This is a genomic window from Microbacterium sp. ZW T2_14, assembly GCF_044987405.1.
GTDB lineage: Bacteria > Actinomycetota > Actinomycetes > Actinomycetales > Microbacteriaceae > Microbacterium.
Genome location: NZ_JBJDRK010000012.1, coordinates 25,068 through 41,718, shown reverse-complemented (window position 1 = coordinate 41,718; position 16,651 = coordinate 25,068). Strand labels below are relative to the sequence as shown.

Genomic DNA, 16,651 nt, shown 5'->3' with positions numbered 1-16,651 from the left:
AGCCTAGCGGAGGTGCTCCCCGGGAGGGGAGCGTAGAATTCACGGATGCCGCGAACCGGCCGATGAGCGCCGGAAAAGGCATCCCGAAAGGAACACATGACGGATACGACGACACCCCAGAGCACAGACGAGACGCCGGTCGACCCGGTGGATCGCGTGCTGGCGCGCGCCGAAGCGCGCTCGGGGGTGCGAGTCTTCGGAGCCGCTCAGGCGCTCCAGGACGAGACCACGATCGGGCGCGCAGACACCGACGGCGAGCAGTGGGACCGCGAGGAGCGTGCCGCGCTGCGTCGCGTTCCCGGCCTGTCCACCGAGCTCGAGGACGTCACCGAGGTCGAGTACCGCCAGCTGCGGCTCGAGAACGTGGTGCTGGTGGGCGTGCACGCACAGGGTGAGACCGAGGATGCCGAGAACTCCCTGCGCGAGCTCTCGGCGCTCGCCGAGACCGCCGGCGCCGTCGTGCTCGACGGCGTGCTGCAGCGCCGGCCGCACCCGGATCCCGCGACCTATGTGGGGCGCGGCAAGGCGGAGGAGCTGCGCGACATCGTCGCCGCCGTCGGCGCCGACACCGTGATCGCCGACACCGAGCTGGCCCCGAGCCAGCGCCGTGCGCTCGAGGACGTCGTGAAGGTCAAGGTGATCGACCGCACGACGGTGATCCTCGACATCTTCAGTCAGCACGCCAAGAGCCGCGAGGGCAAGGCGCAGGTCGAGCTCGCGCAGCTCGAGTACCTGCTGCCGCGCCTGCGCGGCTGGGGCGACTCGATGAGCCGCCAGGCCGGTGGCCAGGTGGGTGCCGGCGGCGCGGGCATGGGCTCGCGCGGACCCGGTGAGACGAAGATCGAGCTCGATCGGCGTCGCATCCGCACGCGCATGGCGATGCTGCGCCGGCAGATCCGCGAGTTCGCCCCGGCACGTGACGCGAAGCGGGCCGAGCGCAAGCGCAACACGATCCCGTCGGTCGCGATCGCCGGCTACACGAACGCCGGCAAGTCGTCGCTGCTGAACCGGCTGACGAGCGCCGGTGTGCTGGTGGAGAACGCCCTGTTCGCGACACTGGACGCCACCGTCCGGCGCAGCGAGACGGGCGACGGTCGCGTCTACACGCTCACCGACACCGTCGGGTTCGTGCGCAACCTGCCGCACCAGCTGGTCGAGGCGTTCCGCTCAACGCTCGAAGAGGTCGGCGACGCCGATGTCATCGTGCATGTCGTCGACGGTTCCCACCCCGATCCCGCTGCCCAGCTCGCCACGGTTCGCGACGTGATCGGCGACGTCGGGGCGCGCGACATCCCCGAACTGGTCGTGTTCAACAAGGCCGATCTCGTCGACGACGACACCCGTCTGCTCCTGCGCGGTCTTGAGCCGAAGTCGATCTTCGCCTCGTCACGCACCGGAGAGGGCCTCGACGAGCTGCGGACAGCGATCGAGGCGGCCCTGCCGCTGCCGGCCGTGGAGGTGCGAGCGCTGGTGCCCTACGATCGCGGCGATCTGGTGTCGGCGATCCACGAGCAGGGCATGATCCTGTCGCAGGAGCACGAGGAGGGCGGCACGGCCGTGCACGCCCGTGTCGGCGAGCATCTCGCGTCGCGCCTCGCGCCCTTCGAGGTCTGACGCGCGTCGTCCCGCTCCTGCGTCGAGCAGGAGCGGGACGGCGGGCCAGCTTTCAGTCCAGCTCGAGCGGCGGCACTCCCGGCGGGTCGAACCCGAGCACCTGACCGAGGAACGACAGCTCCGCCTCCATCGTGCGCACGAGCGTGTCGGCGCTGCGGAACCCGTGCCCCTCGCCCTCGAAGGCCAGGTAGGCATGGGGGACGCCGTTCGCCGCGAGGGCATCGCGCACGGCCTCCGACTGCGAGGGCGGCACCACTCGGTCTTCGAGTCCCTGCTCGATCAGCAACGGTGTCCGCATCCGGTCCAGGTGCGTCAGCGGTGACCGCTGGACGTACAGCTCCTCGGCCTCGGGGAGCGGGCCGACCATGCCGTCGAGATAGCGCGCTTCGAAGTCGTGGGTGTCTTCGGCGAGGCGGCGCAGGTCCGCGACACCGTAGCGGCTGATGCCCGCGGCGAACGCGTCCGAGTTCGCCAGGGCGCACAGCACCGTCCAGCCACCGGCGGAGCCGCCGGCGATCGCGAGCCTCGCCCCGTCCGCAGCGCCTGCCGCGGCGAGACCGCGCGCCGCGGCGACCACGTCGTCGACGTCGACGACTCCCCACTGCCCGAGCAGGCGCTCGCGGTAGGCGCGGCCGTACCCGCTGGATCCGCCGTAGTTCACGTCGAGCACGCCGATCCCACGGCTCGTCAGGTAGGCGATCTTCCCGGATGCCGCGCCGCCGACGTGGTCGGTCGGTCCGCCGTGGACGAAGACCACGTAAGGGGGCCTCTCGTCATCCGGCCCCGCGACGTTCGGGTTCGTCGGCGGATAGTCGAACGCGTGCACGGGTCCATGGGGTCCGGGAACCGAGACGGCGCGGGACTGCGGCATCCATTCCGCGCCCCAGAGCGCCTCGCCGCCGACGATGGACCGTGCTGAGTCCGGCTCGTCGACGGCCAGTTCCCACAGCCCCGCGCCGCCGGAGCCTGCGCCGGACACCAGGATGCGTGCACCGCGGGCGTCCTCGATGGAGAGTCGCGTGACGGCGTCGATCGGCAATGTCCGTTCGGTTCCGTCGGGGGCGATCAGCACGAGCGTGTCGGACCCGTCCGTCCGCACCGCGACGATGCGGCCGTCGTCCAGCGCTGCGAACCAGCGCGTGCCCAGCACCCACAGCGGTCCACCGGTGTCGGCATCGGCGGGCGCGATCGGCTCGTGGTGCAGATCGGCCGTGAGTCGGAGGCGCCACAGATTCCATCTGCCCGTCGGATCGTCGGCGTAGAGGAGGTCGTCGTCGCCGACCCACACCGGCTGCAGGGGTGAATGGCGCTCGCCGGATGACGGGTCGCCTGCCACGGTCGTCCACTCCATGGCCTCGGTGCCGTCGAGTCGACCGACGCGCAGCTCGGCACTGTCCCAGGCCATGTTCGGGTGGTCCCAGGCGATCCAGGCGAGGTGCGTGCCGTCGGGTGAGAGGGCGGGGTGCGCGACGAAGTCGCTGCCGCCGGCGAGCGACGCGAGGCGTGCGGGATCCCGTTCCGCAGACCCGTCGAGCGGCACGTCCACGATGTCGCGCACGGGCGCGGCGCCGACTGTGTGGTCCTCGCGCACCGCCAGCAGCCGGCCGCGCTGCAGCGTCAGCCCGCCGTAGCGGACGTCGCCGGCATCGGGGGTCAGCGCGCGCGGCTCGTCGCCGGGGGGGAGCCGCCAGATGCGCTGGTCGGCCTTCTCCACGAAGTACAGCACGCCGTCGTCGTCGGCGGTCCATGAGCCGCCGCCGTATTCGTGCACGCGCGATCGTGCGCTCCACGGCGGCGGGAGAACATCGACGACGGCTCCGGAAGCCGCGCGCCGGCGCACCGCGGAACGGCCGCCCTCCTCGGCGACGGACTCGCCCCACCAGACCTCGGGCTGCTCGCTGCCGCCCACGAAACGGGCGCCCTCGAGCCGGGGAGAAGCGGCCGACACCTCCGTCGCCGCGATCGGAGAGGGCCAGCTGCCGTACGGGAGAACGTCGGGTGTCGTCACGGAGACCACGCTACGTCCAACCGCGCGCGTCGCGGGATCGAAACAGAAGGTCACAGGAGACCGCGCACGCACGGGCTCCGCTACCGTGGACCCATCGACGCCCGGTCGTCCGCGAGGACGCCCCCCGAAATCTGGGGGTTCCGGGCAGGAGCGACAGCCGAGCCCGGCACCCGCCCGCGAAGACACCCCTCCCGCCTCACGCATCGGAACCAGCGTGGCGGAAGCGAGGTGCCGCGGCCGCCCGGGTCTCCCGTTCGGCCGAGCCCGAGTCCGATCCCTGAGAAGCAGGCCCATGTCCATCGACCTGAGCACTCCTCCCGTGCCGATCTCGTTCGAGGTGTACCCGCCTCGATCCGATGCCGGTGTCGCGGCCCTCCACGAGACCATCCGCCACCTGGCCGCCGTCGACCCTCGATTCATCTCGGTCACCTACGGCGCAGGCGGCTCCACCGGCGGCCGGTCCCTCGAGCTCTTGACGCACATCCTGCGCGAGACCCACGTCGAGCCCCTCGCGCACCTCACCTGCGTGGGCAACACCTACGCGGGTGCCAACACGCTGATCCGGGAGTTCCTGGATGCCGGCATCACGAGCTTCCTCGCCCTGCGCGGCGACCCGCCGGCAGGGGCATCCGAGGACGACGCCTTCCTCGGCGATCTCGGCAGCGCGGCCGAACTCGTGCAGCTCATCGACCGGGTGCAGGCCGAGCGCGAGCCCTACACCGAGGCGCCGATCCCGGGGGTGCCGGGAGCCGTGCGCGTCGACAGACGGGCCCGCGTCGACATCGCCGTCGCGGCGTTCCCCAACGGCCACCCCCGCTCGCGCCACGCGTTCGAGGACATCGACGCGCTCCTCGCCAAGCAGGCGGCCGGAGCCACGCTTGCGATCACCCAGCTCTTCTTCCACGCCGACGACTACCTCGCCTTCGTGGCGCGTTCGCGCCAGGCCGGGGTCACGATCCCGATTCTTCCCGGCATCATGCCGATCACCTCCGGCGCACGGCTGCGGCGCGTGCTCGAGCTCAGCGGGGAAGCACTCCCGGCCGACCTTGCGATCGCGCTCGACGTGGAGCCCACCACCGAAGGGCAGCGCGACATCGGCATCGCGCACGCCGCGCGCCTCGCCCGCGAGGTCATCGACGGCGGCGCCCCCGGCATCCATCTCTACGCCTTCAACAACCACGAGACGGTCCTCGCGGTGCTCAGCGAGGCCGGCGTGCTCGTCCCGGCGACGCGAATGCCCCACACCGTCCACTGACCCGGACGCCGCCACCTGTCGGATGCCCCGGCAGTCTCTTCGGCGACCCCGAAACCCCCCACTCCGAGATGCACGAAGCGAAAGAGAGAGCATGATGACCGAACCCCGCATCACCTTGCCCCACGGCACGATCCTGGGCTATCCCCGGATCGGGCGCCGCCGCGAGCTCAAGCGCGCGGTGGAGGCGTACTGGACCGGCACGACCGACGCCGAGACCCTCGAGGAGACGGCGGCCGGACTGCGCCGCGCCACGCGCGAGCGCCTCGCGGAGCTCGGCCTCGGCCGCGACGACTCGTCGATCCCCGAGTCCTTCTCGTTCTACGACCAGGTCCACGACGCGGCGGTCGCCGTCGGCGTGCTGCCTGAGCGGTTCGCGGGCCTCCGCGGCGCGGACGGCGCGATCGGCCTCGATGCGTACTTCACCGCTGCGCGCGGTGCGGGCGAGGCGGCTCCCCTCGAGATGACGAAGTGGTTCGACACGAACTACCACTACCTCGTGCCCGAGATCGGCCCCGAGACCGCTTTCGCCCTCTCGAGCGACCGCTTCGCGCGCCAGGTGGCAGAAGCGAAGGCCGACGGATTCACCGTCCGTCCGGTGATCGTGGGCCCGGTGACACTCCTCGCCCTCGCGAAGGCGACGGATGCCGCTCCCTCGGGCTTCGATCCGCTCGACCGCCTCGACGACCTGCTGCCGGTCTACGCCGAGCTCCTCGCGAGCCTTCGGGTGGCCGGTGCGGAGTGGGTGCAGCTGGACGAGCCCGCCCTCGTGAGCGAGAGCCTGCCCGCGAGTCCGGCCGCCGTGGCGGATGCCGCCGCTCGCGCGTACGCGGTGCTCGGCGGCGCGGCCGACCGGCCCGCGATCCTCGTCGCCGCCGGCTACGCGCAGCTGTCGGACGAGGCGTGGGCGGCGCTCGCCGCGGCGCCGATCGAGGCCATCGCCGTCGACCTCACGCGGGGCGCCGTTCCGGCCCCGGTCGAAGGGCTGGCAGACAAGACCCTCGTCGGAGGTGCTGTCGACGGCCGCAACGTGTGGCGCGGAGATCTGGAGGCGGCCTGGACCTCGCTCGAGGCGCTGCGGGCGCTGGGAGCCGGCGCCGTCACCGCCGGGACCTCGACCTCGCTGCAGCATGTGCCGCACGACGTCGAGGACGAGACGACCCTCGAGCCGCGGCTGGCGACGTGGCTGGCGTTCGCCGACCAGAAGGTCGCGCAGGTCGCGACCCTCGCTCGCGGCCTGGTGCACGGGCGGCCGGCCATCGCGGACGCGCTGGCCGAGGCATCCGCCGCTCTCGCCGACCGGCGCGGTGCGCCCGGTGTGCGAGACGGTCTCGTCCGGGAGCGGGCCTCAGCGCTCGGCGCGGAGGACTTCGCCCGCGGAGACTACGACGAGCGCGTCGCTGCGCAGGAGATCGAGCTGGCACTTCCGGTGCTGCCCACGACCACGATCGGATCGTTTCCCCAGACCGGTGACATCCGGCGCGCCCGTGCGCGTCACGGCCGCGGCGAGCTCAGCGCCGACGAGTACGAGAGCTTCCTGCGCGACGAGATCGCGCAGGTGGTGACGCTGCAGGAGGACATCGGCCTCGACGTCCTCGTGCACGGGGAGGCCGAGCGCAACGACATGGTGCAGTACTTCGCGGAGAACCTCGAAGGCTTCGCGGTCACCGAGAACGGCTGGGTGCAGTCCTACGGCTCGCGGGCGACCCGGCCGTCGATCCTGTGGGGCGACGTCGCGCGTCCCGGGGCGATCACCGTGGCGTGGTCCGCCTTCGCGCAGTCGCTGACGGACAAGCCGATGAAGGGGATGCTGACCGGTCCGGTGACGATCCTCGCGTGGTCGTTCGTCCGCGACGACCAGCCGCTGGGGGAGACGGCGAACCAGGTGGCGCTCGCGCTCCGCGACGAGATCGCCGATCTCGAAGGGGCGGGCATCCGCGTCGTCCAGGTCGACGAGCCGGCGCTGCGCGAGCTCCTGCCGCTCAAGCGCGCCGACCAGCCCGCCTACCTGGAGTGGTCGGTCGGCTCGTTCCGCCTCGCGACCGCCGGCGCGGCGCCGGCCACGCAGGTGCACACGCACCTCTGCTACTCGGAGTTCGACGTGGTGATCGACGCGATCGCGGCCCTGGATGCCGACGTCACCTCGATCGAGGCCGCGCGCAGCCGCGGCGAGGTGATCGGCGACATCGCGACGTCCGGCTTCGCCGCCGGCATCGGACCGGGCGTGTACGACATCCACTCGCCGCGGGTGCCGTCGGTCGACGAGATCACCGAGCTCCTCGACCGCACGGTCGCCGAACTGCCGCTGCGCCGCGTCTGGGTCAACCCGGACTGCGGGCTGAAGACCCGGGGATACGACGAGACCGTGGCGTCGCTCAAGAACCTCGTCGCGGCGACGCAGGCGGTGCGGGCGAGCGTTCCCGCTTAGCGCCGCTTCTTCGTGGCGGATGCCGCGGCCGCTTCGGTCGCGGCATCCGTCTCGATCACGAGCGTGTCCGCGTCGGCGTCGACCGTATCCGCGTCGACGATCACGACGGTGTCCGCGTCGGCGTCCACAGCAGGCTCGTCCGGGATTGCTGCCTCGGCCGTGGCTGCCGCCTCTGCCGCCGCGGCGGCTTCTTCCGGGCGGCGCTGGAGCAGCTCGAACACCCACCACACGACGAGCCACACGACGAGCACGAGGAATACCTCGCCGACCGAGAGCGGGCGCAGCAGCATCAGCCACACGATGGCCAGGGCACCGAGCACGATCCGCACCAGGATGCGCTGGTTGTGCAGCCACGTGCCGAAACGCCCCGTGTCGACACCGCGCTTGAGCAGAGCGCCCCGCACGCCCGCGTTGACGGATGCGACGCCGCTGCGCGTGGCCCGCGCACCGCGCCAGCGGCCCGACATCCAGGCGATGACGGCGATCACGATGCCGAGCAGAGTGAGCACCACCGCCGTGTCGCGCATCGCAGTGGTCACCTGCTCGTACATGGCTGCGAGCGCACCGGCCGGAACACCGAGGCTCGGCGCGCTGAGCGCGAGGATCGACCCGCCGATGCCCAGGCCGATCGCCAGCACGCCGGCACCGAGTGCGATGCCGGCACCTGTGCCGAGGACGGCCGTGGATCGCCGCCGTGCGATGAGGATGCCGGCCAGGAACAGCACCAGCGCGATGATCGGCGTCCACCAGCCGGCGGCGACGGCGAGGTTGTAGACGGTGCCCACCACGGTCAGAGCGTCGCTCTGCGCGACCACGATCGTCTTGTCGATGACCGGGATGGACTCGGCGAACCCGATTCCGCGGTCGACGAGACGCTTCTTGACCTCTTCGATGATCGGCGCCAGCTGGATGCCGACCTCGCCGTTCGCTTCGATCACCACCGCCCCCGACGACGTGCCGCCGGCCGCTACGGCCTCGAGCGACCGGTGGCTCGCGCGCAGTGCCGTCTCCCAGACATCGGCGAAGGCATCGGATTCCACCAGTCGCGTGACCGTGGTGTCGACGAGGTTCTGCAGTCCCTGCGCAGCGGGCGCGCGAAGCAGGTCGAGTGCGGCAAGAGCGCGCGGCGGCAGGTCGAGCTGCTGGATGCCGTCGAACAGGTCGTTGGTGAGGGTCTCGAGGTTGAGGGAGTCCTCGATGGCCACGGTGACCTGGTCGGCGACCATCGCCTGCACCTGCGGGTCTTCCGCGAGAGGCGCGAATGTCTCGACGAACCGCGTCTCGTCGACGAGCTCGACGCGCGCCCATGAGGCCACGATGGAGACCGGCACCAGGATGGTCGCGATGACGATGCACAGCGCCGACAGGAACGCGCGCCACCGGCTGCCCTGGGGTTTGTCCGTGGGGGCGGGGGCGGGAGGCAGCGTCTCGGCGCGCAGGCGGGCGTTCTCGGCTTCGAGGGCGTCGAGACGCGCGCGGAGCGCTGCGCTCTCGTCCGCGGCGGTGAGGTCGGTCATTCCCCCCTTATAGCGCCTGCTGGGGACGCGCCGCCAGTCACCTCACGATTCGGCGGCGAACTCGGGATCGGCCGCCGCTGGCCCGAAGACCGCCGCGGGCCGGCTCACACCGCGCGCAGCACGGCCACGACCTTGCCGAGCACTGTCGCCTGGTCGCCCAGGATCGGCTCGAATGCCGAGTTGCGGGGGAGCAGCCACGTATGGCCGTCACGCTGACGGAACGTCTTGACCGTCGCCTCGCCGTCCAGCATGGCCGCGACGATCTCGCCGTTGTCGGCCGTCGCCTGCGAGCGCACGACAACCCAGTCGCCGTCGCAGATGGCGGCGTCGATCATCGACTCGCCCGAGACCTTGAGCATGAACAGATCGCCCTTGCCCACCAGCTGGCGGGGGAGCGGGAAGATCTCCTCGACCTGCTGCTCGGCGGTGATGGGAACGCCTGCGGCGATGCGGCCGACCAGCGGGACCAGCGCCGCGTCGCCGACGGAGGGCGCGGTGTCCGCGGGACTCTCGGTCGCCGTGCCCGGCAGATCGATCAGGACTTCCATCGCCCGCGTCTTGCCGGCGTCCCGCCGCAGATAGCCGCTCAGCTCCAGCTGGTTGAGCTGATGAGTGACGCTGGACAGCGACTTCAGGCCGACGGCATCGCCGATCTCTCGCATGCTGGGCGGATACCCGTGGCGTGCGATCGACCGCTGGATCACCTCGAGGATCGCCAACTGTTTGTCGCTCAGGCTCTTGCGCCGACGAGTCTGGGGCTTCTCGCGCCCGGCCGCGTCGCTCATCTTCCGGCTCCGTCCTGCGCTCGGCGAGGAGCGCTGTTTCTTCGAATGTCGGAGGCCCGTGGTGGGGTTCTCGTATCGAAACCGTATCCGGCTCGCGCGCTTCTGGGGAACAACCCGGCCGCGTGTCGCGTTCGAGAGATCGTCGCCCGGATCCGGTATTGACATCGTACAGTCTCGAAGATAGCTTCGGAAGAGAGGTTCGCATTCATCGCTCCCGGCCGAGCGATGAATGCGAATCTCTCCCCATCGGGAGGAGCCCAGCATGACCGCGATCCACTTCACGACGTCCGTCCCCTCGCCGGCACGCGCCGCGCGCCTGGCGGCACAGCGTGTGCAGGGCGCCGCACGGCGGGTTCCGGCGAACGCCACGGTCGAGGTGAATGGCACGGTCGAGCTGAATGGCGCGGTCAGGAATGGCAGCGTCGAGCCCCGCTTTGTCGGGGGCACCGCTCGGCCCACCCGCCTGCGCCTCACCGTGCGCGGCCGGCGGGTGCTCGCCGCGCTGGCCGCCCTCCCCGCGGTGATCGCTCTGAGCGCAGCGGTGATCGGCGGCGGGGCGGCACTCGCCACCCGTGACGCCGGCGCGCCGGCAGGTTCCTTCCACACGGTGACGGTGGCCGCGGGAGACTCGCTCTGGAGCATCGCCGAAGAGATCGCGCCCGACCGTGATCCCCGCGACGTCGTCGACGAGCTCGTGCGCCTGAACGCCCTCGACAGCGTCGTCGTTCGGGCCGGGCAGAACCTCGCGATCCCCACCGGGGCAGACCGGGGTGAGGCGCCCGACGACGGGCGCTGAGTCCCGCCTCTCGGTGGACGGAGTCTCGCGTCGTCACGCGGCGGAACCCTCCCCTCCTACGGGCCTAGCATGGGAGAGGTGAGTGCACGTCTCGAAGACCTCCCCTTGCGCGCCGACCTCCGCGGTCAGAAGCCATACGGCGCCCCGCAGGCTCCCCTTCCGGTGGCGCTGAACGTCAACGAGAACACCCATCCCGTTCCGGCAGAGGTCGCGGACGACATCCTCGACTCGATCGCGCGGGCGCTCAGCGACGTGAATCGGTATCCCGACCGCGAATTCACCGCGCTGCGCGAGGGCTTCGCCGACTACCTGGGTCACGGCCTCACGCGCGACGAGATCTGGGCGGCGAACGGCTCGAACGAGGTGCTCCAGCACATCCTGCAGGCCTTCGCAGGACCCGGACGCACGGCGTTCGGCTTCGCGCCCACCTACTCGATGTACCCGCTGCTCACCCGCGGCACCGGCGCCGAGTGGATCTCCGGCACCCGCGCCGAGGACTACTCCGTGACCGCCGACGATGCGGCCGCCCAGATCGCGGACGCATCGCCCGACGTGGTGTTCCTGTGCTCGCCGAACAACCCGACCGGCACCCCGCTCGGGCTCGATGTGGTCCAAGCCGCGTATGACGCGACGGACGGCATCGTGATCGTCGACGAGGCCTACTTCGAGTTCGCCCCGCACGACGAGCGTTCGGCGCTGACGCTGCTGCCGGGGCGGGAACGCCTCGTCGTCTCGCGCACGATGAGCAAGGCGTTCGCGTTCGCGGGCGCCCGGGTCGGATACATGGCAGCCGATCCCGCGCTCATCGACGCGCTGCGGCTCGTGCGCCTGCCGTACCACCTCAGCGCGCTCACGCAGGGGGCGGCGACCGCAGCCCTCCGGCACGCCCCCACGATGCTGGGCATGGTCGACGAGATCGTGGCCCAGCGCGACCGCATCTCGGCCACCGTCGAGGCGCTCGGCTACAGGCCGCACGAATCGTGGACGAACTTCGTGCTGTTCGGGGGAGTGGCCGATCCCGCCGCGACGTGGCGTGCGCTCTACGACCAGGGCGTGCTCATCCGCGACGTCGCCATCCCGGGGCATCTGCGGGTCACGGCGGGCACAGCGGACGAGACGACAGCCTTCCTCGACGCGCTGGCCTCGGTAGGATCGGCGGCATGAGCGCCGCACCACGCACCGCCTCGCTGCGCCGGGCGACGAGCGAGTCGACCGTCGAGCTCGAGCTGGATCTGGACGGCAGCGGCCGCAGCCGGATCGACACGACGGTCCCGTTCTTCGACCACCTCCTGACCGCGTTCGCGAAGCACTCGCTCACCGATCTCACCGTGCGCGCGTCGGGTGACACCGACATCGATGCGCACCACACGGTCGAAGACATCTCGATCGTGCTCGGCCAGGCGATCCGCGAGGCGCTCGGCGACAAATCGGGCATCGCGCGCTACGGCGACGCGCTGGTCCCGCTCGATGAGGCACTGGCCCAGGCCGTCGTCGACATCAGCGGCCGCCCGTACCTCGTGCACACAGGTGAGCCGGCGGGCTTCGAGCACCACCTCATCGGCGGGCATTTCACGGGTTCGCTGGTGCGCCACACGTTCGAGGCGATCGCATTCAACGCGGCCCTGACGGTCCACGTGCGTGTGCTGTCGGGGCGCGACCCGCATCACATCGCCGAGGCCGAGTACAAGGCCCTCGCGCGCGCCTTCCGGCAGGCGAAGGCCCACGACCCGCTGGTCGACGGCATCCCCAGCACCAAGGGCGCGCTGTGAGCGGGAGCACGGCCCCCACCGACGAGCGGCCGGTCGTCGCCGTCCTCGACTACGGGTCGGGCAACGTGCACTCGGCCGTGAAGGCGCTCGTCGCCGCCGGCGCCGATGCGCGGCTGACTGCAGACCCCGGCCTCGTCCGCGATGCCGACGGGCTGTTCGTGCCCGGGGTCGGCGCCTTCCGCGCCGTCGCAGAGGCGCTGCGTGCCAGCCGGGGCGACCAGCTGATCGAGCGCCGTCTCGCGGGGGGACGCCCCGTGCTCGGTGTGTGCGTGGGAATGCAGATCTTCTTCGAGCGCGGCGTGGAGCGCGGCGTCGACACCGAAGGGCTCGGCGAGTGGCCGGGCGTCGTGACCGAGCTCGACGCCCCCGTCCTTCCCCACATGGGGTGGAACACGGTCGAGCCGGGTGAGGGCACGCGCCTCTTCCGCGGGATCGAGCACGAACGTTTCTATTTCGTCCACTCGTTCGGGGCGCAGAAGTGGCTGCTCGACGTGCAGCCGCCGTTCCCCGAGCCGGTCCTGACGTGGTGCGACTACGGGGCGCCGTTCCTCGCGGCGGTCGAGAACGGACCGCTGTCGGCCACGCAGTTCCACCCCGAGAAGTCGGGGGATGCCGGCATCCGTCTGCTGTCGAATTGGATCGACGGGCTGCGCGGGGCTACCCTCTGAGACCGTGCCGTCTGCGGGAGCGCGTGCTTCCGGGACCCGCCACCCACAGCTTTCGATGCCTGAGCCAGGAGCCATGAACGATTTCGCGTCCACACCCAAGCTGGTCCTCCTGCCCGCCGTCGATGTCGCCGACGGCAAGGCCGTCCGCCTGACGCAGGGTGAGGCGGGCACTGAGACGAGTTACGGCGATCCCGTCGACGCCGCGCTCGACTTCGCGCGACAGGGCGCCGAGTGGATCCACCTCGTCGATCTCGACGCGGCGTTCGGTCGCGGCAGCAATGTCGGCGTGCTGCGCAAGGTGATCAGGCAGGTCAAGGGCGTGCAGGTGGAGCTCTCCGGTGGCATCCGCGATGACCGCACCCTCGAGGCTGCTCTCGAGAGCGGGGCGTCGCGCATCAATCTGGGCACGGCCGCGCTCGAGAACCCGGAGTGGGCGGCCGACGTCATCGGGCGCTACGGCGACGCGATCGCCGTGGGCCTCGACGTCCGCGGCACGACGCTCGCCGCCCGAGGCTGGACGCGCGAGGGCGGCGACCTGTGGACGGTCCTCGACCGGCTCGAGTCGGCGGGATGCAGCCGCTACGTGGTGACGGATGTCACGAAGGACGGCACGCTGCAAGGCCCCAACCTCGACCTGCTGCGGGAGCTCACCGCGCGCACGCCCAAGCCGATCGTGGCGTCCGGCGGTGTGTCGAGCCTCGACGACATCGTGGCGCTGCGCGATCTCGTGCCGCTCGGCGTGGAGGGTGTCATCGTCGGCAAGGCGCTCTATGCCGGTGCGTTCACGCTGGCCGAGGCGCTGGATGTCGCCGGATACTGACCCGCACGCGGCCGGCGACGGCCACGGTCATGGACACGGCGGCGACTCCGCCGGCGTCCCCTGGGAGGGACGCAGCTTCGAGGCGAACCGGCATGCGTCCGACGACGGCTCCGCCGATCCTGCGCTGCTCGCCGCGCTGACCGCGTTCCGCGCGGGGACGGGCACTCAGCGCGAGGTGATCGACGCCTATCGGGCGGCGCGTCTGCTCATCCCGCTCGTCGCCGAGAAGGGTGAGAGCGGCGTCGGCGCGCACGGCCTGGAGGTCGACAAGACCCAGGAGCTGTCGATCGTCACCGTGGCCGCGCCCGACGGTCGTCGGGTGCTGCCGGTGTTCTCTTCGGTCGACGCGATGAAGCGGTGGGATGCCGCGGCCCGGCCGGTCCCCGCCGACGGCGTCCGCACCGCGCTGTCTGCTGCGGCCGATGACACCGATCTCATCGTGCTCGACCCCGGCTCGGACACCGAGTTCGTCATCCGCCGCCCGGCGGTGTGGGCGATCGGCCAGGGCCACGAGTGGGAGCCGAGCTTCCTGTCGCCGGAGGTCTTCGCCGGACTGCACGACAGCATCGGCGCCGAGCTCTCGGTCATCGATCTGTCGGTGGAGCCCGGCGACCCCGACGCGCGTCTGCGCGGTCCGGAGCTCGTGGTGCGCCTGCACCTGATGGACGGCCTCGAGAAGGCCGAGCTCGACGCCGTGCTCGCGCGCCTCGCGGCCCGCTGGGCCGCGGACGATCGCATCGCCGTCCTCGTCGACTCGCTCACCGTCAAGCTCGTCCGCGCCTGAGCGCACGTCGGCCTCAGCCCGCGCATCCGCTCGTGGTCGAGGCCGCCGCAGAGGCATCCCGGGCAGGCGGACCCGCCCCGCGCTCTTGCGCACTCCCGTCCGGCGGCGGAGGATCGGCTCGGCGAAGGGGGCGACCATGGACGGTGCCACGAAGGAGCAGTACCGGGAGGCGCTGGAGGTCGCGCATCGGCACGCACTGAGCTGGCTGGACTCGCTCCCGGACCGTCCCATCCGCCCCGCGCTGGATGTCGACGGCGTGCTCGCACGACTGGAGCCTCGGCTGCCCGAGGAAGGCACCGAGCCGCGGGACGTCGTCGAGGAGCTCGCCGCGGCATCCGAGCCGGGTCTCATGGCGATGGGCTCCCCGCGCTTCTACGGCTTCGTGATCGGCGGCGCCTACCCGGCCGCGCTGGCGGCGGATTGGCTGGTGGCCGCCTGGGACCAGAACACCGGGTCTCGCCAGCCCACGCCGGCGACGGCCGCCGTCGAAGAGGTCGCCGGCGGCTGGCTCCTCGACCTGCTCGGGCTTCCCGCCGAGAGCGGTGTCGGGTTCGTGACCGGCGGGACCACCGCCAACCTGGCGTGCCTCGTCGCGGCGCGCGACGCGGTGCTGCGCCGGGCGGGAGCGGATCCCGCTGCCGGGATCGCGCAGGCGCCGGCGATCCGGTTCCTCGCCGGCGATGCGGTCCACACCTCGATGCAGCTCGCCGGCCGTATCGCAGGTCTCGGTCTGCCCCGGACGGTGGGCGCTGACGATCAGGGCCGCATCGACGTCGCGGGCCTCGAGCGCGAGCTCGCCGAGGGCACCGGCCCGACCATCGTCGCCCTGCAGGCCGGCGACGTCCACTCCGGGGCGTTCGACGATTTCACTTCGGCCGTCGCGGTCGCCCACCGTGCCGGCGCCTGGGTGCACGTCGACGGCGCCTTCGGTCTCTGGGCGGCGGCCAGCCCCCGCCTGCGTCATCTGGTCGCGGGTCTCGCCGACGCCGATTCGTGGGCGACCGACGCGCACAAGACGCTCAACGTGCCCTACGACTGCGGCGTCGCGATCGTGCGCGACGAGGCGGCGATGACGGCCTCGCTGGGCGCCCACGCCGCCTATCTCCCGGCGGTGGCGAGCATCCCGGACCCGTACGACCGGGTCCCGGAGCTCTCGCGTCGCGCGCGCGGCGTGCCGGTGTGGGCGGCGCTGCGATCGCTCGGTCGGCAGGGCGTCGTGCGTCTGGTCGACGGACTGGCGGATGCCGCGACCGACCTTGCTGCAGGATTCCGTGCCGTGCCCGGGCTCGAGGTGCTCAACGACGTGGCCTTCACGCAGGTGTGCCTCGCGACGGGCGACGACGCGGCGACCGCGGCGCTGGGGGAGTGGCTGCGCGACGAGGGCACGGTCTGGGCTTCGTCGTCCACCTGGCGCGGCCGCACGGTGGTGCGCTTCGCCGTGAGCAACCACGGCACCGACGCCGAAGCGGTCCGCCGCACGGTGGACGCGGTGGCGCGCGGTGCCGCTGCGCTGGGCATCACGGGCTGAGCGCCGGCGGGGCGTCTCGTCACCCCGTCATCGTCGCGTGCCGGATGTCAGGTGACCGGGCCGGTCCACTTCTCGCCGGGACCCTTGCCGATCGGATCGGGGATCACGGATGCCTCGCGGAACGCGAGCTGCACCGAGCGCAGCCCGTCGCGGAGCGACCGGGCGTGCATGTCGCTGATCTCGGGAGCGCCCGCGGTGATCAGGCCGGCCAGGGCGTTGATGAGCTTGCGTGCCTCGTCGAGGTCGGTCTGCGTCGCGGGGTCGTCGGCGAGGCCGACCTTGACCGCGGCGGCGCTCAGCAGGTGGACGGCGGCGGTCGTGATGACCTCGACGGCCGGCACCTCGGCGATGTCGCGCGAGGCGGAGGCCGCGGCGCGCTCCTGCTCTTCCCAGCGGGCCTGACGCTCGGCATCCACCGCCGTCGTGCTCGTCGTTTCGCCGTCCTGGTCTCGAATCGTGTCCACGCCGTTCTCTCTGATAGACTGCTGCGGTCTCCGGTACGTTCTGTGCCGGATCGGAAAGTGGATCACATCCCACCCGCGCTTGCCGTTCCAGGCTACCGGGTCAGGCACTCCGCCCCGACCGTCCTGCGGCCACGCAGAAACGGGAGGGGTAGCCGCCAGGGCAACCGCGCGGGAGCTCCGTCACCGGAGAGGGTGCAGGAAGTCGGCGCTCGAAGCGT

At 71.7% G+C, this 16,651-nt stretch carries 14 protein-coding genes; 10 read left to right on the top strand and 4 right to left on the bottom strand.

Annotation, left to right across the window (positions count from 1 at the left end; translation table 11 throughout):
* The first annotated feature begins 96 nt into the window (after positions 1–96).
* The gene (gene hflX, locus ACI3KY_RS06340; protein ID WP_404929343.1) at positions 97–1,614 is read left to right on the top strand and encodes a GTPase HflX; all 1,518 of its coding nucleotides are present in this window, start codon (positions 97–99) and stop codon (positions 1,612–1,614) included.
* Positions 1,615–1,666: 52 nt separating this feature from the next.
* Here hflX and ACI3KY_RS06335 read toward each other — a convergent pair whose 3' ends face one another.
* Positions 1,667–3,622: a S9 family peptidase gene (locus ACI3KY_RS06335; protein WP_404929342.1), complete on the bottom strand. Its 1,956-nt coding sequence runs from the start codon at positions 3,620–3,622 to the stop codon at positions 1,667–1,669.
* 292 nt (positions 3,623–3,914) lie between these two features.
* Here ACI3KY_RS06335 and ACI3KY_RS06330 point away from each other — a divergent pair, with 292 nt between their 5' ends.
* Together ACI3KY_RS06330 and metE are read left to right on the top strand one after the other, a co-directional pair.
* Positions 3,915–4,877, top strand: a complete 963-nt coding sequence (locus ACI3KY_RS06330; RefSeq protein ID WP_404929341.1) for a methylenetetrahydrofolate reductase — start codon at positions 3,915–3,917, stop codon at positions 4,875–4,877.
* Positions 4,878–4,968: 91 nt separating this feature from the next.
* Positions 4,969–7,302 (top strand): 5-methyltetrahydropteroyltriglutamate--homocysteine S-methyltransferase, encoded by a 2,334-nt coding sequence (gene metE / locus ACI3KY_RS06325; RefSeq protein WP_404929340.1) that lies wholly within the window; start codon positions 4,969–4,971, stop codon positions 7,300–7,302.
* Here metE and ACI3KY_RS06320 read toward each other — a convergent pair.
* Positions 7,299–8,819 (bottom strand): hypothetical protein, encoded by a 1,521-nt coding sequence (locus tag ACI3KY_RS06320; protein WP_404929339.1) that lies wholly within the window; start codon positions 8,817–8,819, stop codon positions 7,299–7,301. The genes metE and ACI3KY_RS06320 overlap by 4 nt on opposite strands.
* A gap of 104 nt (positions 8,820–8,923) precedes the next feature.
* Positions 8,924–9,604, bottom strand: coding sequence for a transcriptional repressor LexA (gene lexA, locus ACI3KY_RS06315; protein ID WP_404929338.1), 681 nt, complete (start codon positions 9,602–9,604; stop codon positions 8,924–8,926).
* Between the two features lie 394 nt (positions 9,605–9,998).
* Here lexA and ACI3KY_RS06310 point away from each other — a divergent pair, with 394 nt between their 5' ends.
* The 7 genes from ACI3KY_RS06310 to ACI3KY_RS06280 all read left to right on the top strand — a co-directional run bounded on the left by ACI3KY_RS06310 (position 9,999) and on the right by ACI3KY_RS06280 (position 15,969).
* Positions 9,999–10,400 (top strand): LysM peptidoglycan-binding domain-containing protein, encoded by a 402-nt coding sequence (locus tag ACI3KY_RS06310; protein ID WP_404929381.1) that lies wholly within the window; start codon positions 9,999–10,001, stop codon positions 10,398–10,400.
* 69 nt (positions 10,401–10,469) lie between these two features.
* Positions 10,470–11,564 carry a histidinol-phosphate transaminase gene (locus tag ACI3KY_RS06305; RefSeq protein WP_404929337.1) on the top strand — a complete coding sequence of 365 codons (1,095 nt, stop codon included), beginning with the start codon at positions 10,470–10,472 and terminating at the stop codon, positions 11,562–11,564.
* Positions 11,561–12,169: an imidazoleglycerol-phosphate dehydratase HisB gene (gene hisB / locus ACI3KY_RS06300; protein ID WP_404929336.1), complete on the top strand. Its 609-nt coding sequence runs from the start codon at positions 11,561–11,563 to the stop codon at positions 12,167–12,169. The genes ACI3KY_RS06305 and hisB overlap by 4 nt, the downstream gene beginning before the upstream one ends.
* A complete protein-coding gene (hisH, locus tag ACI3KY_RS06295) occupies positions 12,166–12,837 on the top strand; it encodes an imidazole glycerol phosphate synthase subunit HisH (RefSeq protein ID WP_404929335.1) in 672 nt (223 codons plus the stop codon). Before hisB ends, hisH begins: the two co-directional genes overlap by 4 nt.
* A 73-nt stretch (positions 12,838–12,910) precedes the next feature.
* On the top strand, positions 12,911–13,657 hold the full coding sequence (priA, locus tag ACI3KY_RS06290; protein WP_194413857.1) for a bifunctional 1-(5-phosphoribosyl)-5-((5-phosphoribosylamino)methylideneamino)imidazole-4-carboxamide isomerase/phosphoribosylanthranilate isomerase PriA: 747 nt from the start codon (positions 12,911–12,913) through the stop codon (positions 13,655–13,657).
* Positions 13,641–14,441, top strand: a complete 801-nt coding sequence (locus tag ACI3KY_RS06285; protein WP_404929334.1) for an SseB family protein — start codon at positions 13,641–13,643, stop codon at positions 14,439–14,441. Before priA ends, ACI3KY_RS06285 begins: the two co-directional genes overlap by 17 nt.
* A gap of 136 nt (positions 14,442–14,577) precedes the next feature.
* On the top strand, positions 14,578–15,969 hold the full coding sequence (locus tag ACI3KY_RS06280) for a pyridoxal phosphate-dependent decarboxylase family protein (RefSeq protein ID WP_404929333.1): 1,392 nt from the start codon (positions 14,578–14,580) through the stop codon (positions 15,967–15,969).
* Between the two features lie 47 nt (positions 15,970–16,016).
* On the opposite strand, the gene ACI3KY_RS06275 is transcribed toward ACI3KY_RS06280, so the two are convergent.
* Complete coding sequence (locus tag ACI3KY_RS06275) at positions 16,017–16,385, bottom strand: DUF1844 domain-containing protein (protein ID WP_163620451.1); 369 nt, start codon at positions 16,383–16,385, stop codon at positions 16,017–16,019.
* Positions 16,386–16,651: the final 266 nt, after the last annotated feature.